Raw genomic sequence first — 23,752 nt, 5'->3', positions numbered from 1 at the left:
CGCGGACGTCGAGGATGCGATCGAGCTCGCAGGTGGCGTGCGGGCCGCGTGGCGGCGGCTGCACAGGCGGGCGTGTGGCACGAGACACGTCGCTGCGGGTTGTCGAGAAAACACGCGGCGACGACCGGGGGCGCCAGGATCGAGCTCGCAGGCGGCGTGCGGGCCGCGTGGCGGCGGCTGCACAGGCGGGCGTGTGGCACGAGCGACGAGGGGTCGGGCGTACGGCGTCGCTTCCAGGTTCGTCGAGAAACACGCGGCGCCGACCCGGGGCGTCGGGCGATCCCGCCGCCGCGCACGGCCGCCCGTCCACGTCGTGGCCGAAGCGGACGGCCTCGCTACGCTGCGAGCCGGGGGTCGTGACCGCGGCTGGCGTCGCGGTCATTCCTGTCCCGAGAGACATATGTACCCCGCTCGGCGCTCGCGTGCGGCGGGGCCGACGCCGATGAGCAGGGTAGCGTCCGGGGCCGCGGCGCGGACCGGCAGGGAGGGGCACGACATGAAGATGCGATGGGTTTCGCTCGCGCTCGGCGCGGGTCTGACGGCGGCGTGCGTGGACGGGGAGGGCGAGGACTTTCGCGCCGGGGAGGTCGAGGCCGCGCGAGCGCTGCAGTTCTTCTCGCAGCGAGATCCGTCATGGGCGGACGTGCAGCTCGGCAGCTGCGGCGAGACGATCGGCAGCGACGGTTGCGCGATCTCGGCGATCGCCATGGCCATGCGCTCGCTCGGCGCGGACGTGACGCCCAAGAGCCTGAACGCGTACCTGCAGGGCCACGGCGGCTACAGCGACGGCTGCCTGGTGTACTGGGGCGAGGCCGCGGACATGGACGGGGCGGGCGGCGTGCAATGGGTGCACGGCGGCGCGCTCGCGTCGCCGGAGGCGATCCGCGCCGGCCTCGACCAGGGCAAGCGCGTCCTCGTCAAGTCGAGCCGCTTCACGCCGCACTGGGTGTTTTTGGCGGGCTACGACGGGGCGGGCGCGGCCTGGGACGACTTTTATTACCTCGATCCGTACGACCTGACCGCGACCGAGCGCCGCGTCGGCGACGGCTGGGTCTCGCCGGGCGCGAGCACGCGGGTGTATCGCTGACGCGGTCGCGCGGGCTGCTGTACGCTCGGAGGATGACGATCGCGCCGGCGCGCCGGGAGCAGGACGGGGTCCGATGAGCGACGAGCCGGCGAGCTCGGGGCCTCCGTCGCGCCGACGCGGCCGGGGACGGGTCCGGCGCGAGCTCGGCAGTCACTGGTTCTCGGTCGACCTCACGCTCGAGGCGGGGCCCGCCGAGCGACACTCCTTCACGGTCGACCTCGAGGAGCCCGCCGGCGGCTGGGATGCCGCGTACGCCGGTACGATCGACGCTGCAGTCCGCTTCGCCGAGGAAAAGGCCCTGTTCCGCCTCGGCCGCGCCGATCTCGCCGTGCTCCACGTGTCGCTGAGGCGCCTGTCCACGAGCCACATCGGCACCACCGCCCCGCTGGTGTTCTACGCGACCCTGCTGGCGCTCGAGGAGGCGCTGGAGATCTCCATCCCCGACGTGAAGCTCGACTGGCGGACGCTCGAGCTGCGCCTCAAGTTCGCCAACGGCAAGCGGCGCCAGGACTCCTGACGGGGGGACTGTCCTTCGAGACATCTTTTAATAAATATATTTAAACAACAATATATAATGTTGGCAGAGCATGCGGATGCAGGGCGGGGAGCAAATTTATAGACCCCAGTTCGTGCGGTGGAGAGGCGAGCTTTCAGGTCACAGTCGGCGAGGTCGACATCGGCAGGCTGTGCCGCGACGCGCTTCGAACCTGCTCAGAACGGGCCTGGGCGGCTTGGTAGAGGTCGTTGCGCACGCAACGGATAAGAGGGCTCCGTGTCCGGATGGCGCCGCTGTGCGGGCCGATCGTCCTGCGAGGAGTTCTGCATCGCGCCCGGAACGAGTCTCGTAGAGCCGGCGTGTGGCGGTCCTCTTGCGTCCGCCCTCGCGGCCTGTGTGAGTCCTGGGAACGGCGAGCCCCGCAGAACCGGCGTGGGACGGCTCTTTCGCGCCCGCCAGGCGGCTTCTCGAAGCCTGTGCGAGTCCGATGGACGCCCACACGATTGTCTGCGTCGAGGGCAGGGCGGTCGCGCCGCCCGGGCGGAGTTCGTTGCTCACGCAAACAATTAAGATGCGCGAGAACGCTCCAAATGAGTAGCGTCGATGCTCGGAGGTCGGTAGTTTAGTGCGCGGTGTCGCGCCTCGCCGGCCTCGTCGTCACTTTCCACGTAGCTGGCTGCCATGCCGCTGCGCCCGGTTCTGTGCCGTTCGGGAGCGCGAGCAGCGAGGACACGCCGAGCAGCACGACGAGCACGACGACGACCTCGAGCACCACGCTCACGACGACGTCGAGCACGGGTGACGCAGCGACATCGACGTCGACCTCGACGAGCGAGGCGGTCACGAGCAGCGGCAGCGGGAGTGTGCAGCCCGACTTCGGCGATGTGGCGCCGGCCGGCTGTCACGGCAAGCTCGACATCATCTTCGCGATCTCCACCGAATGGTGGATGAAAGATTATCAAACGCGGCTCATCGCGGCGTTCCCCGAGTTCGCCCAGGCGCTCGAGGAGGAACTCGGGGCGTACGACCTGCACATCCTCGTCACCGACTCGTCGTTCGTGTGGGGGATGGAAGACTGCTCGCAATGCCAGGACCCCGACGACTGCGATCCCAACGGGGAGCCGAGCCTGTGCGGCGCGAAGCTCGACGCCTGCGACACGACCATGGGCTCCGGGGAGACGTTCAGCAGCGGGATCGGCTCATCGGGACGGCGCTGCGACCTGGCGGGCGGGCGCCGATACATCGTCTCCAGCGAGGAGCAGGATCTCGTCGGAGCCTTCACTTGCCTCGCTCGCGTCGGATACGGCGTGGCGACGCCGCAGGCCTTCGACTCGATCCTCGCGGCGCTGGATCATCCCTTGATCGAGTCGGGCGTGACTCTCAACGGACCAGGCGACTGCAACGAGGGGTTCTTGCGCGACGACGCGCTGCTGCTGGTGGTGATCATTCAGGACTCCTTCGAGTGGACTTCACTGGGCGGGCCGTATCAGTGGCGGAAGGCATTGTACGCGGTGAAGGGTGGCGACGCGGACGCCGTGATCGGGCTTGCGATCACCACGGACAACGACGTGTTACCCAGCCTGTGTGTTCCGGCTGCTCCACTCGGGTTCACCAACCGAATGCGGCTCTTCATGGAAGAATATCTCAAGCACGGCAACATGGCGTCGATCTGCGCCCCGGCGTACGGGTCCTCTTTCAAGGATATCGCGGCTCAGCTGGCGCCCTTGTGCGATCAGTTCATCCCGCGATGAGATATTTTCATCATGTCCGAAATTGCGGCGTTGCCTGCTCCCATCGGACGTCGAGCGAGGCGTACCGTCCAGACCTGTACAAATGAGAAGTGCAGCCGAGCTTTCGTCATCGAGTCCAGGCAGGTCGAGCTCGTGGTTCGCGCAATCAATTATAGGGTCTCGTCCTCGCCGCGAGAGCGCATCAAATGAGTAGCGTCGATGCGCGGAGGGGGGTAGATTGGTGCGCGATGTCGCGCCTCGCTGGCTTCGTCGTCTCTTATTTGTTTGGCTGCCATGCCGCCGCGCCCGATTCTGTGCCGTTCGGGAGCGCGAGCGGCGAGGACAGCCCGAGCAGCACGACGAGCCCGACGACGACCTCGAGCACCACGCTCACGACGTCTTCGTCCTCGAGCACGGGTGACGCCGCGACGTCGACGTCGACCTCGACGAGCGAGGCGGTAGCGAACAGCAGCAGTGGGGGGGTGCAGCCCGACTTCGGCGACGTCGCGCCGGCCGGCTGTCACGGCAAGATCGACATCATCTTCGCGATCTCCACCGAATGGTGGATGAAGGATTATCAAACGCGGCTCATCGCGGCGTTCCCCGAGTTCGCCCAGGCGCTCCAGGACGAACTCGGGGCGTACGACCTGCACATCCTCGTCACGGACTCGTCGTACACGTGGTCGATGGACGACTGCGCATTGTGCCAAGACCCCGCCGATTGCGACCCGAGCGGAGCGCCCGACCTGTGCGGAGCAAATATCGATGAATGTGACTATACCATGGGCTCGGGTGAGACCTTCGCCAGCGAGGCCGGCTCCTCGGGTCGTCGGTGCAAGCTCGTCGGCGGGCACCGCTACATCACCAGCGAGGAGCCGGACCTCGCGGGAGCTTTCGAGTGCCTGGCCCGGGTCGGCTACGGCAGTGCCACCCCGCAGGCCTTCGACTCGATCCTCGCGGCGCTGGATCATTCCTTGATCGAGACGGACGTGAACCTCAACGGCCCGGGCGGGTGCAACGAGGGGTTCTTGCGCGACGACGCGCTCCTTCTGCTCGTGATCATTCAGAACTCTTACGAATGGACCTCACTGGGCGGACCGTATCAGTGGCGAAAGGCGCTGTACGCCGTGAAAGGGGGCGACGAGGACGCCGTGGTCGCGCTCGCCATCACCGCGGACAATGACATCTCGCCGAACCTTTGCGCCCCGGACAGCCCGCCAGGGAATCCCAACCGGATGCGGATCTTCATGGAAGATTACCTCAAGCACGGCAACATGGCGTCGATCTGCGCCCCGGCGTACGGGTCCTTTTTCAGGGATGTTGCGGCTCAGCTGGCGCCGTTGTGCGATCAGTTCATCCCTGATTGAGAGTGCAGCAGCTCGTTGTCAGGGATGGTGCACCCGAACCCAGGCGCGATCTCCGAGCAGACCAGCCACGGCGCAGAAGCCACGCGCATCGCAGGCAGCGGCTTTCAGGCCGGCGTTGTCGAAGTCCGACTTGAACAGAAAAGGATCGTCGCTGGCCCTAAACCCGAGGGCCGTAGCGGTGGAGGGAGTACTGCCTGCTGCAGTGAATTTGCGCTCACGGTCACAAGCGAGCCCATGAAAAGTCGTTCCCGCCAGCGGATCCAGGCGACGCTTGGTGCTGCCGTTGCCCTCGGCGTCGAGCCAGCGCGCTGCTGGCGACCGAGTGTCCTGATCGTCCTCGACCCATCCGCTCGCCACGAGTTCGTCACCGCAGATCGTGAGCGCGACGAGACCGTCCTCAACTGCGTCGAGCCCGCTCGATGTCCACGCGTCGATGAGGCCTTGCTTGAGTGAGTACTGCGCCGAGAAGGCTCGTAACCGCTTGTCGTTGTTCTCGAACACGTACCGCTCACCGACGACGACCAATCGATTCAATTTTGGGGACCACACGATCGCCCGCGGATGTTCGTCGAAGGCATTGAGATCGTCGTCAAAGGTGTCGCCCGGCAGCGGCGCCGCCAGCGTGTCGGTCCAGAGCTTGATCCCGCCCTCATCAAAACTCTCGACGAGGCCGTCGTAGCGCGGGGGCAGCTCGTTCACCAGCTGCTCGCCGACCACCACGAAGCCGCTCGGGGCGGCAGTGATCCCGCTGTAGGTCTGGCCGGGCGGGCCGCGGTGCTCCCACTCGAGCGCGCCCTCTTTGGAGAGCACCGCGACGTACGGGCGGCGTGAGAGGCCCGAGCCGAGGTTGGCGGCGATCGCCATGCGGCCGTCCTCGTCGACGGCCAGGCCGATGGCCTGCGAGGGCGGCGCGAGCTGCGGCAGGGCGCTCCACTCGGAGATCTGCCACGGGAAGCCGGCTTGCGGCTGGCACGTGTCGGGATCGAGGCGCCACACGGTCGCCTCGAGGGCGGGGGTCGCGAGCGCACCCGCGACGACCAGAGCATCGTCGCCGTAGACCGCGGCCGTCAACCAGCCGGGACCGAGCGCTTCCTCGAAGCTGCACTTCTCCGCGCCGGTCTCGGGCAGCGACACCCACAGCGTCGCGCTCGCCTCGTCCGTCAGTCCCTCGGGATCCCTGGCGGTCAGCACCAGCTCGTACTTGCCGTCCGACGCGGCCTTCGAGGTGGCCACGAACCTCCAGTCGAACTGCGACGGCGCGCGAATGTAGTCCCCCGCGGGGCCGCCCGCGAGAGTCAGCTCGACGACGTCTTCGCTGACGATCACGACGGCCTTCGCCTCGCCGGCCTCGTGCAGCGTGTCGGGCTCGATCGTGAAGCTGATGATCACCGGGGCCTCGTTCGCGGGCCCGCCGCTGGTCTCGGGCGAGGGCGGCTCGGTGTCCGCGCCGCTGGTCTCGCTGCTCGTCGGCGGGCTGCTCGTGACCGTCTGGAACGAATCGCCCCAGCTCTCGTCCGCGCTGCCGCTCGCGGCAGATTCGGAGCCGCCGTCGCTGTCGGTGTCGGTGGGGAACAGCGCCGAACCCTGACCCCACACGTCGGCGAAGCAGCCGGCGGTCAAGAGAGCGACGAGAAGTGTACTTCGGGACATGTCCTCGGCTCCGCTCCGCACGCGCCGCGCAAAGATGATACCGGGGGAGCGGCCGCGCACGAACAGAGGCAACCAGATAGTCCCCGTCGCGACCGCGAACGGTCCACGAGCCGCGCGCACGGCGGCGAGGCTGACGCCCGAAGCCAATTCCCCGATCGTTGCTCACGCAATGAAATAAATTTGCTCGAAAAGTGAGCAAGAGTCCCACGGCAAACAGGTAGCAGCCTCCCTCGGCGCCCGATAGCTTCGTGCGCGAAGTCGCGCGATCGTGGTCTCAGTCAGGTTCTCTATCTTGTTGTGTATAACGTCACGACAGCGCGGTGCGGCAGCACGAGCCTCGAGGTGACGCCGAGCAGCACGACGACGTCGACGACGAGCACGACGACGTCGCCGACGACTTCCTCGATGTCCGGTGATTCGTAGTACACGTCGACGGGCGAGCCGGTCATGATCGCTGGTAGCTACCAGCGCCTTCTCGCCACCCAGGCGGCGCTCTCGCGCGCGAGGGCGCGCGGTTCAACGTCGTGCCGGAAGGCGCGCTCTCCGTAGTTGGAGCGCTCGTCGACAACAGAGCTCAAAGATGCCGCTCCAGACTTCGGTGAGCGCGCAGGCAAACAGCACGTGATGCCACCATGCGAAGCTGCTGATCGGGATACCCAGGAGGTAGCCGATCGCCCCGATCAGGCAGATATAGCCCCATGCAGCTCAGCGCTCCGAGGGGCGTGTAGATCGCGAGCTCCCAGAATTCCTGGGTCGGCAGGAAACCGAACCGCTGCGGCGGTAGAGGCGCCTTGAGCGGCACTAATTCGGCGCGCCTTCGCATTTGTCCTTGATGTAGCCGAAGACGGATGTGGTCACACCGACCATGACCTTTTTACACGTCTTGAACTTCTTGAAGAACCACCAGCAGCCGGCGCCGGCGGCTCCCCGATCGCTCCACCACTGAGCCCGCCGGCAACATCGCACAGCGACGAGCGCGAGGGCACCGCCTCCGCGGCGTCTGCGAGCGCCTGCTCGACCTCAGCCGTGGTCCAGACCTGGACGAAGCTGTTGAAGAGAGCGACAGCGTCCTCTTGCTTGAGGGTCTCGGATGGTCGAGCTGATGCTCGCTGTTTTCTCGCTACACATGACCTGGGGCGACCTTTCGAGCGGTGGGCCCGGACGTGCTATCTGCCGCGCCTGGCCAGACGAAGAGCTCACCTTGAGGCGGCACCAGCTGGCTTGCCGAACGCAACGACGAGGAGCGTGGCCACCTTGCCGGCCAAGATGACGTCGATTACCACCTCACCGACGGATACCTCGCGGAGCGACGAGCTCGGGCGCTGAGCCGCTGTTGTCGACGCGCAGAGTGATCGAGAGGGCCACCACGACCCACGCGTCGCCGTAGGCGTCGCAGGCGCTGGGCCCGGTCGTTGCGCAGGCAATGAAATAAAATTTCTTGGACCAGTGAGCAAGAGCGCGCCAAACGAGTAGCAACGCTGTCCAGAGGCCGATAACCTCGTGCGCGATGTCGCGCATTTCGAGCCTTGCCGTCGCTCTCTACCTCGTTGGGTGCAATGCCGCTGCGCCGGCCGAGACGATGCCGTTCGGCAGCACGAGCCTCGAGGTGACGACGAGCACCACGTCGACGTCGACCACGAGCACGACGACGTCACCCACGACGTCCTCGGTGTTCGGTGATTCGTCGTCGATGTCGACCACGACGACGACGGGCGAGCTGGCCTTGAGCAGCAGCAGCGGCGGCAATTTGCTGCCCGACTTCGGCGACGTCGCGCCGATGGGCTGTCAGGGCAAGATGGACATCATCTTTGCGATCTCGGCCTGGCACACGATGGAAAATTTCCAGCCGCGGCTCATCGCGGCGTTCCCCGAGTTCGCCCAGGCGCTCGAGGAGGAGCTGGGGGCGTACGACCTGCACATCCTGGTCACGGACTCGTCCTACTCGTGGTCCATGGACGATTGCGCGTTGTGCCAGGATCCCGTCGACTGTGATCCGGACGGCGTGCCCGACCTGTGCGGGGCAACCATCGACGAGTGTGACTACACGATGGGCGCTGGCGAGACCTTCGCCACCGAGATCGGCTCCTCCGGCCGCCGCTGCAAGCCCGCGGGCGGTCATCGCTACATCACCAGCGAAGAGCCCGACCTCCCGGCCGCCTTCGACTGTCTCGCCCGCGTCGGTTGGGGTGGCCCCAGCCCGCTGCCCTTCGACTCGATCCTTGCGGCGCTCGATCATCCCTTGATTGGGACCGGCGACGACCTGAACGGCCCCGGCGGTTGTAATGAAGGGTTTTTGCGCGACGACGCGCTGCTTCTTGTGGTGGTCATTCAGGATATCTACGACCAGGACTCGGCCGGGGGCCCCTACCAGTGGACAAAGGCCCTGTATGCGGTGAAGGGAGGCGATGAGGACGCGGTGTTCGCTCTCGCCATCATGACGGATGCGGACGCGTCGCCGAGCCTGTGCTTCCCTGGTGAACCGCCGTTCGCAAAGAACCGCGTCCGGCTGTTCGCGGAGGATTACATCAAGCACGGCAAGATCGAGTCGATCTGCGCCCCGTCCTACGGGCTCTTCTTCAAGGAGACAGCGGTCCAGCTCGCCAAGCTGTGCGATCAGTTCATTCCGAAATAGAGCCTAGTGCTATCATCGGCACGAACACGCATCACGGGTGATGCACCCGGACCCATGCGCGGTCGCCCAGGAGGCCGGCGGCGGCGCAGTGGGTCGCCGCCGGCGACAAGTTCATTCTGCAATAAGAGCTCACCGCGGCGATCGAGGAATTGCTGGTGTTGCCCCCAAACAGGAGCCCGGACGCGTTGCCGCATGTGCCGCCGGTCGAGGCTGGTCTCGTGTCACCGGCCGTTGCTCAAGCAACGAAATAAATTTGCTGGATCAGTGAGCAAGAGCGCGCCAAACGAGTAGCAACGCTCTCCGGAGGCCGATAACCTCGTGCGCGATGTCGCGCATTTCCGATTTCGTCGTCGCTCTCTACCTCGTTGGCTGCAATGCCGCTGCGCCGGCCGAGATGATGCCGTTCGGCGGCACGAGCGGCGAGGTGACGACGAGCAGCACGTCGACGTCGACCACGAGCACGACGACGTCACCCACGACGTCCTCGGTGTTCGGTGATTCGTCGTCGACGTCGACGACGACCACGACGGGCGAGCTGGCCTTGAGCAGCAGCAGCGGGGGCAATTTGCTGCCCGACTTCGGGGACGTAGCGCCGGCTGGGTGCCAGGGGAAGATCGACATCATCTTTGCGATTTCTACCGAGTACACGATGGAGGAATACCAGTCGCGCCTCATCGCGGCCTTCCCCGAGTTCGCGCAGGCGCTCGAGGAGCAGCTCGGGGCGTTCGATCTGCACATTCTGGTCACGGATTCCTCGTACACCTGGTCGATGGACGATTGCGCCTTGTGTCAAGATCCCGCCGATTGTGATCCGAACGGCGTGCCCGACCTGTGCGGTGCGACCATCGATGAATGCGACTACACTTTGGGTTCCGGCGAGACCTTCGCCAGCGAGCTAGGCTCCTCCGGCCGTCGCTGCAAGCTGGCGGGAGGCCATCGCTACATCACCGGCGAGGAACCCGATCTCCCTGCGGCGTTCGACTGTCTCGCCCGCGTCGGCTGGGGCAGCGCCTCGCCCCAACCGTTCGACTCGATCCTCGCCGCGCTGGACAATCCGCTGATCGAATCCGGGATTGAGCTGAACAGCCCGGGCGGCTGCAACGAGGGATTTCTGCGCGACGACGCCCTCTTGCTGCTGATCGTCATTCAAGACTCGTATGAGTACGCCTCGGCCGGCGGGCCTTACCAGTGGCGTAAGGCTCTGTACGCGGCCAAGGGCGGTGACGAGGACTCTGTGATCGGCCTTGCCATCACTACCGACAACGATCAGTCGCCCAACCTGTGTTTTCCGGACGAGCCGCCCGGCCCGCCGAACCGGATGCGGACACTCATGGAAGAGTACCTCAAGCACGGACAGATGGCGTCGATCTGCGCGCCGAGCTACGGGGCCTTCTTCAAAGACGTCGCCGCAAAGTTGGGACCGCTGTGCGACCAGTTCATTCCTCGATGAGAACGCAATCACGGCTCGTCGGTGCGAGGTTCATCTCAGGGGTGATGCACCCGCGCCCAGGCTCGATCTCCGTGTAGACCCCCGACGACGCAGAAGCCTCGATCATCGCAGTCCGCTGCTTTCAGCGTCGAATCGGGGAAGTCGAGTTTGAACAAGAACGGGTCGTCGCCGGCGCGGAAGCCGAGCGCGAAGGCTGTGAACTCGCTGCTCGCGGCAGCCGCGAATTTCTGCTCGCGGTCGCACGCGATGCCCTGAATGATGGTGCTGTTCAGTAGATCGAGGCGGCGCTTGGCGACCGCATCGCTAGATGGATCCAGCCACCGTGTCGCCGGCGACCGGGTGCTCTGCTCGTTCCGGACCCATCCGCTGGCCACGAGTTCGTCGCCACACGCGGTGATCGAAAGCAGGGCGTCCTCGTCCGCGTCGGACCCATCAGAGGTCCATGCGCCAAGGATGGCTCCGTTCGCGGAGTAGCGAGTGAAAATAGCTCGTTGCCGTTTGTTCTTGTCCGCGAGCACGAAGCGCTCGCCAGCGATGACGAGCGCGTTTACGTCCTCGGACCACAACACTGCGTGCGGATGTTCGTCGTATATGTTCATGTCGTCCGGGAAGCTGTCGCCCGGCAGCGGCGCCGCGAGGACGTCGGACCACGCCTTCGTGCCCATCGCGTCGTAGCTCTCGACGAGCCCGTCGTAGCGCGGCGGTGCCTCGCCCACCAACAACTCCCCGACGACGAAGAACCGCTCGGGCCCCGCCGCGATCGCGCTGTACGTCTGACCCATCGGCCCGAGGCGCTCCCACTCGAGCGCGCCCTCGGGCGACAGCACCGCGATGTAGGGCCGACGCGAGACGCCGGAGCCGAGGTTGGCCGCGAGCGCCATGCGTCCTTCGGCATCGAGCGCCAGGCCGACGATTTGCGACGGCGGCTGGACCTCCGGCAGGGCGGTCCACTGCGAGATCGACCACGGGTAGCCGGCTTGCGGCTGGCACGAGTCGCGGTCGAGGCGCCACAACGTGGCCTCGAGCGACGGCTTTGCGAGCGCGCCGGCGACGATCAGCGCGTCGTCGGCGTACACGGTCGCGGTCAACCAGCTCGCGCCGACGTCCTCCTCGAACACGCACTTCTGCGTCCCGGTCTCCGGCAGCGTCACCCACAACATCGCCGACGCGCTGGCGGTGAGGCCCTCGCTGTCGCTGGCGACCAGCTCGAGCGCGTAGGTGCCCTCGGAGGCGGCCTTCGACGTCGCGTGGAAAACCCACGCGAACTCGGACGGCGGCCCCGACCACACCTCCTCGCCGTCGACGCGCAACGTCAGCGACACCACGTCCGCGCTGACGATCGCTAGCGCCTCCGCCGAGCCGGCCTCGAGCAGAGTGTCGGGCTCGACGGTGAAGCTGACGATCTCCGGCGGCTCGTTGGGGACGTTCGGGAGCGTGGTCGACGACTCGAGCGACCCGGTGCTGCTCGTCGTCGGCGTCTCGCTCGTCACCGTCTGGACCGGCCCGCCCGTGCCCTCGCTCGCGCCGGAGCTGGTCGCCGCCGCCGAGGTCGCGTCGCTGTCGGTCTCGCTGCCGAACAGCGCCGAGCCGTCGGCCCACACCTGCGCGAAGCAGCCGGCGGCGGCGAGCGGGAGCAGAAGTGTACTTCGGGACATGTCCTCGGCTCCGATCAGAACGCCCCGCTGAAGATGACACCGGCGGCCCCGCCGCGCACGTACGGGCTCAGCCGGGCGCGTCGCTTCGCCGACATCAGCAGCGGGATGCCGGCGGCCAGAGTCACGGTGCCGGCGATGCCTGCACCCAGCGCGACCCACTTCGCTTGCTCCGCGATCCCGTAGACGCGGCGAAATTCGAGCTCCTCTTGCTCGGTCATTCTCCGCTCCTCGACCAGCACTCGCGTCGTGATCGCCTCGGCCGCCATGAGGTGGTAGCTCATCACCGACAGCGAGATGACCGTGGCTGCTGCCAGGCCGACGCCGGTGCCGAGCAGCGCACGGCCGGCCACGAGGCGCGTCTTGACGGGGCGGTCGGCCGGCGTGGACCAGCGCGGCGTCCCGATCGCCGGGGACGACCTGGCCTCGAGTGCAGGTGTCGGCGGCGCGGGCGGGGGAGACGCCGCGGGGGACGTGGTCGAGCCCGGCGCCCCGGACTTTTCACACTTATCGGCCTCGACCTCGCGGTGGTGGCGCTCGAGCGCCGACGTGCGCGGCAGGGCCGGGTCGGCGAAGTACGCCGCGAGCAGCGACTGCGCCTCGCAGCGCGACGCCGGCGAGCCCTCGCGGATCCACGTGCCCGCGGCGAGCGAGGCCGCGAAGCGTCGATCTTGCGGCGCGACGGACGCGTCGCGGGCGAGCCGCGCGGCGAGCTCGGCGGCCTCGAGCCGGCGGCCGGCGGCGAGCTCGGTGCAGACCGGCACTAAAACTTCGGGACAGGTGTCAGGGGCCCCGATCAACGTGAAGAGCAACATGTGCGTGTACATCGTCTTGCCGCCGTGAGCCCGCTGCGGTCTTTGGTATACCAAGAACTTGCAGCGCCGGGGAAACATGTGCGTGTACATCGTCTTCCCGGCGGAAGGCTCACGGACCCTCGTATACCGCGGACCTGGCGTCGTGCTATGAGACGCCATGGCCAGGCCGGATCCGAAGGCGCTCGTGGGACGCACCTTGGGCGGCGTCTACCGGATCAAGCGGCACGTCGCCGCCGGGGGCTTCGCCGACCTCTACGAGGGCTGGCACGAGGAGCTCGAGACGCCGGTCGCAGTCAAGGTGCGGCGGGCGATCGGCCTCACGGGTGATTCCCAGGACGTCGCCCGCAACGACGACTATTGCTTCGCGCACTTCAAGACGGAGGCGATCCTCGGCTTCCGCCTGCGTGACCCTCACGTGGTGCGCGTGCTCGACTTCCGCCTCGAGGCCAAGGTCGAATACCTGGTGATGGAGTGGCTCGACGGCAAGAGCCTGCAGGTGCTCGCCGACGGGCGGCCGATGTACTGGCGGCGGGCGGTCGACCTGATGGCGAAGGCAGCCGACGCGGTGGCGAGCTTGCACGCGGCCGGGTGGTTTCATCGCGACATCAAGCCCGACAACTTCATGGTCATCGGCGGCGGCGACGACGAGCGCGTCGTGCTCATCGACCTCGGCCTGGTGCGTCAGCGGCCGCTCGCGGCCCCGATCGTGTCGCAGCTGGCCGAGCCCACGGCGTGGATCGCCCACACCCCGGGTTACTGCGCGCCCGAGGTCTACGCGCAGGTCGGGCAGAAGATCACGACCTCGCCGTTCACCGAGGCCTCCGAGGTGTTCGCGCTCGGTGTGACGCTCTACAAATTGATCACGGGGCGGATCCCGTGGGTCGGTCACACCGCGCAGCAACAGCAGGCCGAGATCGCGGGCGGCTCGCCGCCGATCCCGCTGTCCCAGCTGGGCACGCGCGTGCCGCCCGAGCTCGAGCACCTGCTGCTGCGCGCGCTCGGCTCCGATCCGTCGCAGCGGCCGAGCTCCGCGCAGGCGTTCGCCCGCGAGCTGCGGCGGGTGCTGGTGCCGTCCAAGCCGCTGCCCGAAGTCGCGACCGCGCGGCCGCCCGAGGCCGCCCAGCGCGAGGACGCCGGCGAATCACCGCGGCGAATCACCGCACCGCCGGCGTCGCCCGCGAAGCCGGTGCGGCCGCTCGGGCGCCTCCTGCGATGGGCGCCGCTCGCGTTCCTGCTGGTGCTGGGCTGGTGGCTTTGGCTGTTCGTGCCCGCGGTGCCGATGGAGCTGCCGGTGAGCGACGAGCCGCCGCCGAGCCCGGCGCCGTCGCCGGTGATGATGACTGTGCCGGACCTCGCGCCCGCGATCGCATCATCATCACCGCCGCCTGCATCGACGCGCCGCCGGCCCTCGCTCGTCGATCAGCTGCGCCGCTGCCCCGGCGCTCCCTCGGGCACCGTGGCGCTCGAGGTCCACGGCGGCCTGCTGGTCGCCATCGACTCCGAGCCCGTGCGCGACGACGACGCCTGGCACCGCTGCGCCGCTCGACGTCTGCTCGGCGCCAGGGACGGGCTGCAGATCGTCAACCTCTGAGGAGACGTCGATCGTAGAATTCGCGGTGCTTGAATTTCTTGGTGATGTGATTGCGAGGCGAGCGGCGAATCGAACACGCTCTCCGAGCATCGTCGTGAGGGCCGACGCGGCTATCATTTCGGCGCCAAAGTAAAGGTGGTTCCGGCCCGTCGTCGGGGTCCGTAGTTTGTGCGTTCTCGCGCCTCGCGAGCGAGATGCGCAAGCGCCGCGAGGACGATGCAGGGAACGGGCGTGAGCCAGAGGAACCTTGTCTGGCGCCCCGTTCTCGGGCATACAGCGGCTGTACGGGCGGCCGGTACGTGCGCGGGTCCGCTTGCGAAGATACCGACCAGCCGGTATGTTTCCCGCCCCCGTGTCGCTCGCCAATCAGCGCAAGAAGGAGCCGGACGTCGTGCGGCAGAAGCTGCTCGATTGCGCTGCGCAGATTTTGGTCGACCGGGGTCTGGCCAACCTGACGGTGCAAGCAGTCGCCGAGGCCGCGGGTGTGACGAAGGGCGGCCTGCTGCACCATTTCGCCAGCAAGCAAAAGCTGACGGAGGCGCTGTTCGCCGAGCAGCTCCGGATCCTCGACGGCGAGATCGACGCCGCCATGTCCGCCGATCCGGTAGCCCACGGACGCTTTACGCGGGCATATGTCCGCAGCACTCTGCGCGTCGAGCAGACGGGGCCCTGTCCCTGCGCGGCGCTCTCTGTCTCGACGCTGATCGACCCGGCGCTGCGGCAGGCGTGGGGCGACTGGTACAAGGAACGTTTGAATCGTCACCGTGAGACCGACGGGGACCTGGCCCTGCAACTCGTACGCTACGCGGCGGACGGGGTATGGCTGGAGGACCTGATGGCGCAGGACGGTGAGTCCCCGATCGACCGGCAAGCACTGCTCTCCAAGATGATCGACCTGACCCGAAAGCGGTGACCACGAGAACCTGCTGGTTCGACGGCGCCTGCGATCGCCCCCTGACATTTCCTACCAATGCGCGCAGCGCCCGGGACCCGGACGTCGTCCGGTAGACGAGGTGCGAATGCGACAGAGGTCCTGTGATCATGCAACCGCGTCTCCTCTCCCTGTTCGTGAAGCGTCTGGCGCTGCTCGTCCTGCTCGTCGGCTGTCAGCCGACGACGACCGAGGCTGCTCCCTCGCATGAGCCGCCGAGCCCGGAAGTGTCCACAGTGGTGGTCGAGACCCGCGCGGTCCCTCGCGTGCGCGAGCTGCCGGGGCGCGGCGTCTCCTCGCGCGTCGCCGAGGTGCGCGCGCGGATCGCCGGCATCGTCTTCGAGCGCGTGTTCGAGGAAGGTAGTTATGTGCGCAAGGGCGACGTGCTGTTCCGCCTCGAGCCCACGATCTACCGGGCGGAGCGCGACGCACAGACGGCCGCGCTGGTGCGGGCAGAGGCGACGCGCGACCAGGCCCAGCGCCACGCGAACCGCACCCTGACCCTGCTCGAGCGTCAGACCGTCAGCACGGCCCAGAACGACGTCGCCGACTCGGCGCTCAAGCAGGCCGAGGCGGACGTCGCGTCGGCGAAGGCGCGACTCGCCCGCGCGCGGGTCGACCTCGACCACGCCACGGTGCGGGCGCCGATCAGCGGACGAATCGGTCGCGCCCTGGTGACCGAGGGCGCGCTCGTCAGCGACGTCGCGGCGACTCACCTCGCGACCATTCAGCAGATCGATCCGATCTACGTCGACTTCGTGCAGCCGGTCGACCTGCTCGAGCCGGGCGACGGCGAGGGCGCCGAGGTCAAGCTCGTGCGCGCCGACGGCAGCGTGTACGGCGAGGTCGGCCGGCTGCTCTTCACCGACGTCAACGTCGACCCGGGCACAGCCCAGGTCACCATGCGCGCCTCGTTCGCCAACCCGGACGGGGCCCTGCTGCCCGGCACCTACGTGCGCGTGCGGCTGGCCCGCGGGCGCGACACCGAGGCGATCGTGGTCCCGCCGCAGGCGATCCAGCGCAGCAGCGCCGGCGAGGCGCAGGCGTACGTGGTCGACGGCGACAACAAGATCGCGCTCAAGCCGCTGCGCACCGGGCCGCTCACCGACCTCGGCTGGGTCGTCGAGGACGGGCTCGTCGCCGGCGAGACCCTCGTCGTCGAGGGGTTCCAGAAGATCGGTCCGGGGGCCAGCGTGAAGCCGGTGCCCTGGTCCGCTCCGGCGCTGGCGCCGACCACCGCGCAGCGCTGATCGATTCATCTTCGCCCGAGGGCATTGTCATGATCTCCTTCTTCATCGACCGCCCGATCTTCGCCTGGGCCATCTCGCTGTTCATCATGCTGGCGGGGGCGATCTCGCTGACGTACTTGCCGGTCTCGCAGTACCCGAGCGTCGCGCCGGTGACCGTCTCGGTGACCGCGAATTACCCGGGCGCGCCGCCGGAGCGGCTCTACGAGGGCGTCACGCGCATCCTCGAGGAGGAGCTCAACGGCATCCCGGGGGTGATGTACTTCGAGTCGACCAGCGACGCCTCGGGGACGACGCAGATCATGGTGTCGTTCGCGCCCGGGTCCGACCCGGCCAAGGCGACCGTGGCGGTGCAGAACCGGCTCAAGCGCGTCGAGGCCCGATTGCCGCGGGTGGTGACGCAGCAGGGCGTGCAGATCGAGGAGGCGACCACCGCGATCATGCAGTTCGTCACGGTGCGCGCGACCGACGGCAGCATGACGGAGATCGAGCTCGGCGACCTCGCGGCCCGGCGGATCCTCGGCGAGCTGCGGCGGGTCCCGGGGGTCGGTCGCGCCACCCTGTTCTCGACCGAGAAGGCGCTGCGCGTGTGGATCGATCCGGCCCGCCTGGTCGGCTTCGGCCTCACCGCCGGCGACGTCACCGCGGCGATCGAGGGTCAGAACGCCCAGGTCGCGTCCGGCATCGTCGGCTCGCCGCCGTCGACCGAGGGCCAGCGGATCGCCGCCAACGTGCTCGTCAAGGGCCAGCTGGGCACGGTCCAGGAGTTCGAGGAGATCGTCCTGCGCGCCAACCTCGACGGCTCGTTCGTGCGCCTGCGCGACGTCGCCGACGTCGAGCTCGGCGGCCAGAGCTACTTGATGCAGTCGCGCCTCGACGGGATCCCCGCGGCCGGCATCGGCATCCAGCTCGCGCCCGGCGGCAACGCCCTGGCCACCGCGACCGGGGTGCACGAGAAGATCGCCGAGCTGATGCGGACGATGCCGGCGAACGTGGAGATCTCGGTCCCGTACGACACCACGCCGTTCGTCGAGGTCTCGATCCGCCAGGTCCTGGTCACGTTGCTCGAGGCGATGGGCCTGGTGTTCGCGGTGATGTTCGTGTTCCTGCAGGACCTCCGCTACACCGTGATCCCCGCGATCGTGGTGCCGGTCGCGCTGCTCGGGACCTGCGCGGCGCTGCTGCTGGCCGGGTTCTCGATCAACGTGCTGACCATGTTCGGCATGGTGCTGGCGATCGGCATCCTCGTCGACGACGCGATCGTGGTGGTCGAGAACGTCGAGCGCATCATGGCCGAGGAGGGGCTGCCGCCGAAGGCGGCGACGCGCAAGGCGATGGGCCAGATCACGGGGGCGATCATCGGCATCACGGTGGTGCTGATCGCGGTGTTCCTGCCGATGGCGTTCTTCCCGGGCTCGGTCGGGGTGATCTATCGCCAGTTCGCGGTGTCGATGGCGACGTCGATCGCCTTCTCGGCGTTCCTGGCGCTGTCGCTGACGCCGGCGCTGTGCGGCACGCTGCTCCGGCCGGTGCGCGAGGGCCACGGCCGCGCCCGTCGCGGGCCGTTCGCGTGGTTCAACCGCGCCTTCGAGGCGATGACGATGGGCTACCGCGCCGGCGTCGGCGGGGTGGTGCGCCGGCCCGCGCGCTTCCTCGCGATCTACGTCGCGCTGCTCGGCGGGCTGGCGTGGAGCTGGCAGCGGCTGCCGTCGAGCTTCCTGCCGACCGAGGACCAGGGCTACCTGATCGTCGACGTCCAGACCCCGCCGGAGGCGTCGCAGGAGCGCACGCTCGAGGTGGTCGAGCGGATCGAGAAGCACTTCGCCGGCGAGTCGGCGGTGGCGAGCCTGGCGACGATCGCCGGGTTCGGGTTCTCGGGCCAGGGCCAGAACGCGGCGCTGGCGTTCGTCATGCTCGACGACTGGGCGGAGCGCGGGCCAGAGGACTCGGCCGACGCAGTGGGCGCGCGGGCCAACGCGGCGCTCGGAGCCATCCCCGACGCGCTGGCCTTCGCCCTCGCGCCGCCGGCGATCGAGTCGCTCGGCAATTCGAGCGGCTTCAGCTTCCGCCTGCAGGACAAGGCCCAGCGGGGCCACGCGGCCCTGGCGGCGGCCCGCGATCAGTTGCTGGCGGCGGCCTCGCAGAGCCCGGTCCTCGCCAACGTGTACGTCGAGGGCCTGCCGACGGCGCCGCAGATCGAGCTCCGCATCGACCGCGACAAGGCGAACGCGCTCGGGGTCAGCTTCGCGGCGATCAACCAGACGCTGTCGACCAGCCTGGGCTCGGCGTACGTCAACGACTTCCCCAACCAGTCGCGCATGCAGCGGGTCCTCGTCCAGGCGGACCCGGCCCGGCGGATGAAGGCGGAGGACCTGCTCGAGCTGTTCGTGCGCAGCGGCGAGGGCAAGATGGTGCCGATGCGCTCGTTCGCCGCGGTCGAGTGGACGATGGGGCCGTCGCAGGTGGTCAGCTACAACGGCTACCAGAGCATCAAGTTCAGCGGCAGCGCGGCCCCGGGGCGCGCCAGCGGCGACGCGATGGCGGAGATGGAGCACCTCGCGGCCCAGCTGCCGGAGGGCTTCGACTACGCCTGGTCGGGGCAGTCGCTGCAGGAGAAGCTGTCGGGCAGCCAGGCGATCTATTTGCTGGCGCTGTCCCTCGTGTGCGTGTTCCTGTGCCTCGCGGCGCTCTACGAGAGCTGGTCGATCCCCGTCGCGGTCCTGCTCGTCATCCCCACCGGCGTGCTCGGCTCGGTCCTCGCCATCTCGTGGCGCGAGCTGCCCAACGACGTCTACTTCAAGGTCGGCCTCATCACGATCATCGGCCTGACCGCGAAGAACGCGATCCTCATCATCGAGGTCGCCAAGGAGCTGGTCGCCCAGGGCCGCTCGGTCCGCGCCGCGGCGATCGAGGCGTGCCGCCTGCGCTTCCGCCCGATCGTCATGACGTCCCTGGCGTTCATCCTCGGCGTGGTGCCGCTGGCGATCGCCAGCGGCGCGAGCTCCAACAGCCAGCGGGCGATCGGCACCGGCGTGCTCGGCGGGATGCTCGCCGCGACGGTGCTGGCGATCTTCGCCACCCCGCTGTTCTACGCGCTGATCGCGTCCGCCTCGCGCCGCCGCGGCGAGCCGGAGGCCTGAGTCTCTTGGGACATGTCGTATGGGGCATGCCCATTGGGGCATGCCCGATGCGACATGTCCCTCAGGCCCGGCCGAGTTGATCGCGGAGCTCGCGGGCCCAGCGCTCGAGGTCGTGGAGGGTCGCAGCCGCGACCTCGGGGGCGGGGGCGAGGGCGCGGAGGCGGTCGCCGAGCAGCTCGCGGGCGCGGCGGAGGCGGCTGCGGACGGTGCCCTCGGGCAGCTCGAGCGCGGCGGCGATGGCCGGGGCGGGGTAGCTCTCCCAGTAGAACAGCTCGACGACGATCTGCAGCTCGAGCGGCAGCGATCGCAGGGCGTGGTAGAGTAGCTGCAGGTGCTCGCGGCGGTCGAGCAGGGCGCTGGGCGACTCGCCGAGGTCGGCGACCGAGACCGTGTCGCCGTCGAAGATGCCGTCGCGGTACTGGTCGCGGAAGCGGCGCAGGAGCAGCTTGCGCGCGATCCCGAACAGGTAGGCGCGGACCGGCACGCCCTCGGGGAGCTGCTCGCTGCGCTCGATGAGGGCGAGGAAGGTGCGCTGCACGAGGTCTTCGACGCCGGTCTGGACCTTGCTGTAGAAGAAGCGCGCGATCGGCTCGAAGTGGCGAGCGAACAGGCGGCTGCCGGCGCGCTTGTCCCCGTCTCGCCAGGCGGCCACCAGCGCCTCGTCGGTCTCCACGCGCCGATGGTAGTCGGGCTCGCGGCGGGCGGTGAAAAAAAATCGTCATTGGTCGTGATCGATCGGCATCCTCGGGGAACGTCGCGGGCAGAGCTTCCGATGACCGCCGCCGCCCTCACCCCGAGCTCCGACACGATGCGAGCGCCCGAGAACGTCCTCCTGCACCCGCTCGAGCAGATCCGCCGCCAGGTCGCGGCGTCGCTGTTCGACGAGCCGCACGAGCCGAGCACGATCGGCCGCTTCCAGGTGCTGCGGGTGATCGGCGCCGGCGGGATGGGGGTCGTGTACGCGGCCCGCGATCCGCAGCTCGACCGCACTGTCGCGCTCAAGCTGCTCCACCCCGGTCAGCTCGGGCCGCTGGCGCAGCAGCGGCTGTTGCGCGAGGCGCAGGCGATGGCGCGGCTGCAGCACCCGAACGTGCTGGCGGTGTTCGACGCCGGGGTCCACGCCGGGCAGGTGTGGATCGCGATGGAGTACGAGGGCGGCGGGACGCTCGCCGACTGGCTCAGGGCGGCGCCGCGGCGCTGGCAGGAGGTGGTCGAGGTGCTGGCGCAGGCGGGGCGCGGCCTGGCGGCGGCGCACGCCGCGGGGCTGGTCCACCGCGACTTCAAGCCGGCCAACATCCTCGTGGGCGGCGGGCGGATCCGGATCTCCGACTTCGGCCTCGCGCGGCTCGGCGAGGACGCGCCGGCCGAGGTCGAGCGCACCGCCGACGAGCGCGCCGCGGCGCTGGCCGAGCCGATGACGCGCACCGGGGCGGTGCTCGGCACTCCCGCGTACATGGCCCCGGAGCAGCTGATGGGCCGGCAGGCCAGCGCGCGCAGCGATCAGTTCGCGTTCTGCGTGGTGCTGTTCGAGGCGCTGCACGGGCACCGGCCGTTCGGCGGCGACGACGTGGCGCAGCTGTGCGAGTCATTCCAGCGCGGGGCGATGGCGCGGCCGTCGCGACCGGTGCCGCGGGCGCTGCAGGCGGTGCTGGAGCGCGGGCTGCAGATCGATCCGGCCGCGCGCTTCCCGGCGATGGACGCGCTGCTGGCCGCGCTCGCCCGCGCGAGCGCGAACCGGCCGTGGCGGCGCGCGCTGGCGGTCGCGGCGGGAGTGGCTGTCTCTTCGGCCATGTCCTATGGGACCTATGCATATTTCGCCGGCGACCCGCCGACGCCGCCGGCGAGCAACCTGCCGGAGAAGTTCACGTTCAAGTGGGGCCAAGAGCGGCCGGGTAAGCAGATCGAGGCGGTGTGGAACCCGGACCGCGCGCGGGCGCTGCAGTGGGCGCTGCCGCAGGCGCGCGAGGAGGTCGAGGCGCTGCTGGTGGCGCTCGACGACTACGCGACGCGCTGGCGCGAGGTGGCCGCGAAGCCGTCGGCGACCAAGGACCTGTACAACTGGACCAACACGTGCCTGGCCGATCGGCTCACCGCGCTCGACGACCTGGTCACGGTGGCGGAGGAGGGCGTCCGCGAGAGCGCGAAGCTGGTCGGTCAGGCGGCGGAGTTCTTGCCCGACCTCGCCGATTGCGAGCAGACGTCGCTTTACAACACCCTGACCAGCCAGGGCTTCGCGCCGACGCGGCGCATGGCCTGGAGGGCGCGCCTGCTGATGGCCGGCGGCTACGGGCCGCGGGCGCTGCACGCCGCGCGCCTCCCCGAGCTGGGCGAGGGGTTCGAGGCGCTCGGTTCGGCGTATCTGCTGGGCGACGCGCGCGTCAACGCGGAGATCGAGCTGGCGTGGGCGATCCTCGGCTATCACGATTCGTCGGACGCGCCGAACACGCATTCGTACACCGACCCGCGGACCGGCGAGGAGGTCATCCATTACAAGCACAAGCTCCCGCCGCGGACGGGCGCGCTCAACGGGCTGCGGGTGGTCGCGGAGAAGAGCGCGGCGGCCGGGTTCGCCGACGTCGCCGCGCGGGCGTGGGCCGCGGTGGCCGAGCTGCTCGAGGCCGGTCCGCACAGCGATCACGAGCGCCTGGCCGCGTGGGATGGCCTGCGCGCCGCGCTGGCGAAGTTGCCGGCGGAGCACCGGCTGCGGCGGCGGCTGGCCGCGGACCTGGCGATCTTCGCAGCGGCGCACGTGCGCCACGCGACGCCCGCGGGCAGCTGCCGCACCCCCGACGGCACGCTGCCCGCGTGCGAGGCGGTGCGCGGGGCGCTCGACGACTTAGCGACCGCGTCGCGCGGCGAGACCGACGCGGCCAGGCGCGGGTGGCTGCGCGGGCAACAGGCGGCGCTGCTCGACTACGCCGGCGACGTCGCCGGGGCGGCGGCGCTGCGCGAGACGAACCCCGGCGAGCTCGACAACCGCAGGCCGGGCGAGCGCGGCTTCCTCGACTTCTCCGCCGGCACGGTCGTCGCCCACACGCCGGCCCTCGCCGAGAGCCTTCGCTGCACCTACGACTACAGCCGCTGCGAGATCGATCCGGCCGTCCTGACCCGCGAGCTCGATCCGGCGGCGCTGCTCGAGGGCGGCTGGTTCATGCCGGCGCAGAAGGACGGCGAGCTCTCCGGCTTCAAGGTGATGAACTCGCGCGAGAGCGAGGTGCTCCGCCGGCTCGACCTGGCGCAGCGCGACCAGATCGTGGCCGTCGACGGCGTGCCGGTGCGCCAGGACTTCGTGTGGGACACCGACGCGGCGCTGGCTCGCCGGCGCCTCACTCTGACGATCGTTCGCGCCGGGGCGACGATCGAGCGCGAGTACGTGCTGCGATCGCCGCGAGCCGGCGAATGACCACAGGATTCGAGGGACATATCGCGGTACCGACATTCATCGCAGCGGACCGAGCCGGAGCTCGCGGGGCTCGCACTGGCAGACGTCCTCGCTTCTCGGGCGCCTGGTCTCGCCCTGAAACGTGTTTCAAGGGCCCCTGAAGGCCGCAATGCGGTTCGCCGACAGTCGGGCCGATGTCGGGAGGAAATGTCGGCAGCGCGGCGCCGAGGCCGCGGAAAATGTGGGCACCCACGGCTCGGTTCGCTGTCCGGAGCCGACCGCGATGGAGGCGACGAGGCGAGCTCTGCCGGACCTGCACGCCGTCGATTCGGGCAGGAGAGGCACCTGCGAGCCTGGCGGCGGACGAGGCCGGGCGGGCGCGGAAAGGCGGGCTCATGCGCGGGGCGGGCGAGGCGACGGCGGCCGCGAGCGGTGGAGCGGCGGCGTCGTGGTTACCGTCGCCTACAGCCCTGCGGTGATGGCAATGAATTGGTCGTTCGAGCGGTCTTTCTCGGTACCAATTCGCCTGCGATCATTGCACAACTGCCGCGATTTTACGCGCGGCTTCCGCAGGTCGGGGGC

20 protein-coding genes are annotated in these 23,752 nt (G+C 68.9%); 11 read left to right on the top strand and 9 right to left on the bottom strand.

What is annotated here, in order from left to right; all coding sequences use genetic code 11:
- Window positions 1–502: 502 nt before the first annotated feature.
- Complete coding sequence (locus tag O0S08_RS40395) at window positions 503–1,087, top strand: C39 family peptidase (RefSeq protein WP_269034830.1); 585 nt, start codon at window positions 503–505, stop codon at window positions 1,085–1,087.
- Window positions 1,088–1,160: 73 nt separating this feature from the next.
- Window positions 1,161–1,604 carry a hypothetical protein gene (locus tag O0S08_RS40390; RefSeq protein WP_269034828.1) on the top strand — a complete coding sequence of 148 codons (444 nt, stop codon included), beginning with the start codon at window positions 1,161–1,163 and terminating at the stop codon, window positions 1,602–1,604.
- Between the two features lie 601 nt (window positions 1,605–2,205).
- Here the strand turns inward: O0S08_RS40390 and O0S08_RS40385 are convergent.
- Entirely contained in the window at window positions 2,206–2,427 is a 222-nt protein-coding gene (locus O0S08_RS40385; RefSeq protein ID WP_269034827.1) for a hypothetical protein, read from the bottom strand.
- A 19-nt stretch (window positions 2,428–2,446) separates the two neighbouring features.
- Here O0S08_RS40385 and O0S08_RS40380 point away from each other — a divergent pair, with 19 nt between their 5' ends.
- Window positions 2,447–3,334 (top strand): hypothetical protein, encoded by an 888-nt coding sequence (locus O0S08_RS40380; protein WP_269034826.1) that lies wholly within the window; start codon window positions 2,447–2,449, stop codon window positions 3,332–3,334.
- 256 nt (window positions 3,335–3,590) lie between these two features.
- Here O0S08_RS40380 and O0S08_RS40375 read toward each other — a convergent pair whose 3' ends face one another.
- The gene (locus O0S08_RS40375) at window positions 3,591–3,728 is read right to left on the bottom strand and encodes a hypothetical protein (protein WP_269034825.1); all 138 of its coding nucleotides are present in this window, start codon (window positions 3,726–3,728) and stop codon (window positions 3,591–3,593) included.
- Between the two features lie 67 nt (window positions 3,729–3,795).
- Here O0S08_RS40375 and O0S08_RS40370 point away from each other — a divergent pair, with 67 nt between their 5' ends.
- On the top strand, window positions 3,796–4,680 hold the full coding sequence (locus O0S08_RS40370) for a hypothetical protein (RefSeq protein ID WP_269034824.1): 885 nt from the start codon (window positions 3,796–3,798) through the stop codon (window positions 4,678–4,680).
- An 18-nt stretch (window positions 4,681–4,698) separates the two neighbouring features.
- Here O0S08_RS40370 and O0S08_RS40365 read toward each other — a convergent pair whose 3' ends face one another.
- The 3 genes from O0S08_RS40365 to O0S08_RS40355 all read right to left on the bottom strand — a co-directional run bounded on the left by O0S08_RS40365 (window position 4,699) and on the right by O0S08_RS40355 (window position 8,031).
- Window positions 4,699–6,351 carry a hypothetical protein gene (locus tag O0S08_RS40365; RefSeq protein ID WP_269034823.1) on the bottom strand — a complete coding sequence of 551 codons (1,653 nt, stop codon included), beginning with the start codon at window positions 6,349–6,351 and terminating at the stop codon, window positions 4,699–4,701.
- 266 nt (window positions 6,352–6,617) lie between these two features.
- The gene (locus O0S08_RS40360; protein WP_269034822.1) at window positions 6,618–6,779 is read right to left on the bottom strand and encodes a hypothetical protein; all 162 of its coding nucleotides are present in this window, start codon (window positions 6,777–6,779) and stop codon (window positions 6,618–6,620) included.
- A 1,090-nt stretch (window positions 6,780–7,869) separates the two neighbouring features.
- A complete protein-coding gene (locus O0S08_RS40355; RefSeq protein ID WP_269034821.1) occupies window positions 7,870–8,031 on the bottom strand; it encodes a hypothetical protein in 162 nt (53 codons plus the stop codon).
- Here O0S08_RS40355 and O0S08_RS40350 point away from each other — a divergent pair.
- Window positions 8,021–8,962, top strand: a complete 942-nt coding sequence (locus O0S08_RS40350; protein WP_269034820.1) for a hypothetical protein — start codon at window positions 8,021–8,023, stop codon at window positions 8,960–8,962. The genes O0S08_RS40355 and O0S08_RS40350 overlap by 11 nt on opposite strands.
- Window positions 8,963–9,319: 357 nt before the next feature.
- Here the strand turns inward: O0S08_RS40350 and O0S08_RS40345 are convergent, their stop codons facing one another.
- Window positions 9,320–9,586: a hypothetical protein gene (locus O0S08_RS40345; RefSeq protein WP_269034819.1), complete on the bottom strand. Its 267-nt coding sequence runs from the start codon at window positions 9,584–9,586 to the stop codon at window positions 9,320–9,322.
- Between the two features lie 25 nt (window positions 9,587–9,611).
- Here O0S08_RS40345 and O0S08_RS40340 point away from each other — a divergent pair, with 25 nt between their 5' ends.
- Window positions 9,612–10,412, top strand: coding sequence for a hypothetical protein (locus O0S08_RS40340; protein WP_269034818.1), 801 nt, complete (start codon window positions 9,612–9,614; stop codon window positions 10,410–10,412).
- 35 nt (window positions 10,413–10,447) lie between these two features.
- On the opposite strand, the gene O0S08_RS40335 is transcribed toward O0S08_RS40340, so the two are convergent.
- On the bottom strand, window positions 10,448–12,067 hold the full coding sequence (locus O0S08_RS40335; protein ID WP_269034817.1) for a hypothetical protein: 1,620 nt from the start codon (window positions 12,065–12,067) through the stop codon (window positions 10,448–10,450).
- A gap of 14 nt (window positions 12,068–12,081) precedes the next feature.
- Window positions 12,082–12,879 (bottom strand): hypothetical protein, encoded by a 798-nt coding sequence (locus tag O0S08_RS40330; protein WP_269034816.1) that lies wholly within the window; start codon window positions 12,877–12,879, stop codon window positions 12,082–12,084.
- 184 nt (window positions 12,880–13,063) lie between these two features.
- Between O0S08_RS40330 and O0S08_RS40325 the strand changes: the two genes are divergently transcribed.
- The 4 genes from O0S08_RS40325 (at window position 13,064) to O0S08_RS40310 (ending at window position 19,788) form a co-directional block, all read left to right on the top strand.
- Window positions 13,064–14,470 (top strand): serine/threonine protein kinase, encoded by a 1,407-nt coding sequence (locus tag O0S08_RS40325; RefSeq protein WP_269034815.1) that lies wholly within the window; start codon window positions 13,064–13,066, stop codon window positions 14,468–14,470.
- Between the two features lie 352 nt (window positions 14,471–14,822).
- Entirely contained in the window at window positions 14,823–15,383 is a 561-nt protein-coding gene (locus O0S08_RS40320; protein WP_269034814.1) for a TetR/AcrR family transcriptional regulator, read from the top strand.
- A gap of 128 nt (window positions 15,384–15,511) precedes the next feature.
- Window positions 15,512–16,651 (top strand): efflux RND transporter periplasmic adaptor subunit, encoded by a 1,140-nt coding sequence (locus O0S08_RS40315; protein WP_269034813.1) that lies wholly within the window; start codon window positions 15,512–15,514, stop codon window positions 16,649–16,651.
- Window positions 16,652–16,680: 29 nt separating this feature from the next.
- Window positions 16,681–19,788, top strand: coding sequence for a multidrug efflux RND transporter permease subunit (locus O0S08_RS40310; protein ID WP_269034812.1), 3,108 nt, complete (start codon window positions 16,681–16,683; stop codon window positions 19,786–19,788).
- A gap of 61 nt (window positions 19,789–19,849) precedes the next feature.
- Here the strand turns inward: O0S08_RS40310 and O0S08_RS40305 are convergent, their stop codons facing one another.
- The gene (locus O0S08_RS40305) at window positions 19,850–20,461 is read right to left on the bottom strand and encodes an RNA polymerase sigma factor (RefSeq protein WP_269034811.1); all 612 of its coding nucleotides are present in this window, start codon (window positions 20,459–20,461) and stop codon (window positions 19,850–19,852) included.
- A 99-nt stretch (window positions 20,462–20,560) separates the two neighbouring features.
- Here O0S08_RS40305 and O0S08_RS40300 point away from each other — a divergent pair, with 99 nt between their 5' ends.
- Window positions 20,561–23,191, top strand: a complete 2,631-nt coding sequence (locus tag O0S08_RS40300; protein ID WP_269034810.1) for a serine/threonine-protein kinase — start codon at window positions 20,561–20,563, stop codon at window positions 23,189–23,191.
- Window positions 23,192–23,752 lie beyond the last annotated feature (561 nt).

It is taken from the genome of Nannocystis punicea, from assembly GCF_026965555.1.
GTDB lineage: Bacteria > Myxococcota_A > Polyangia > Nannocystales > Nannocystaceae > Nannocystis > Nannocystis punicea.
Note: the sequence above shows the minus strand (reverse complement) of the source record. Positions and strands in the feature narration are given on the sequence as shown.

Bases quoted from the DNA above. Each gene is read 5' to 3' on its own strand.
- O0S08_RS40340 (WP_269034818.1), top strand. From the start codon at position 9,612: ATGGAGGAATACCAGTCGCGCCTCATCGCGGCCTTCCCCGAGTTCGCG.
- O0S08_RS40390 (WP_269034828.1), top strand. From the start codon at position 1,161: ATGAGCGACGAGCCGGCGAGCTCGGGGCCTCCGTCGCGCCGACGCGGC.
- O0S08_RS40310 (WP_269034812.1), top strand. From the start codon at position 16,681: ATGATCTCCTTCTTCATCGACCGCCCGATCTTCGCCTGGGCCATCTCG.
- O0S08_RS40315 (WP_269034813.1), top strand. From the start codon at position 15,512: ATGCAACCGCGTCTCCTCTCCCTGTTCGTGAAGCGTCTGGCGCTGCTC.
- O0S08_RS40345 (WP_269034819.1), bottom strand. From the start codon at position 9,586: ATGATGTCGATCTTCCCCTGGCACCCAGCCGGCGCTACGTCCCCGAAG.
- O0S08_RS40330 (WP_269034816.1), bottom strand. From the start codon at position 12,879: ATGTTGCTCTTCACGTTGATCGGGGCCCCTGACACCTGTCCCGAAGTT.
- O0S08_RS40300 (WP_269034810.1), top strand. From the start codon at position 20,561: ATGACCGCCGCCGCCCTCACCCCGAGCTCCGACACGATGCGAGCGCCC.
- O0S08_RS40350 (WP_269034820.1), top strand. From the start codon at position 8,021: ATGTCGACCACGACGACGACGGGCGAGCTGGCCTTGAGCAGCAGCAGC.
- O0S08_RS40335 (WP_269034817.1), bottom strand. From the start codon at position 12,067: ATGTCCCGAAGTACACTTCTGCTCCCGCTCGCCGCCGCCGGCTGCTTC.
- O0S08_RS40395 (WP_269034830.1), top strand. From the start codon at position 503: ATGCGATGGGTTTCGCTCGCGCTCGGCGCGGGTCTGACGGCGGCGTGC.
- O0S08_RS40360 (WP_269034822.1), bottom strand. From the start codon at position 6,779: ATGACCGGCTCGCCCGTCGACGTGTACTACGAATCACCGGACATCGAG.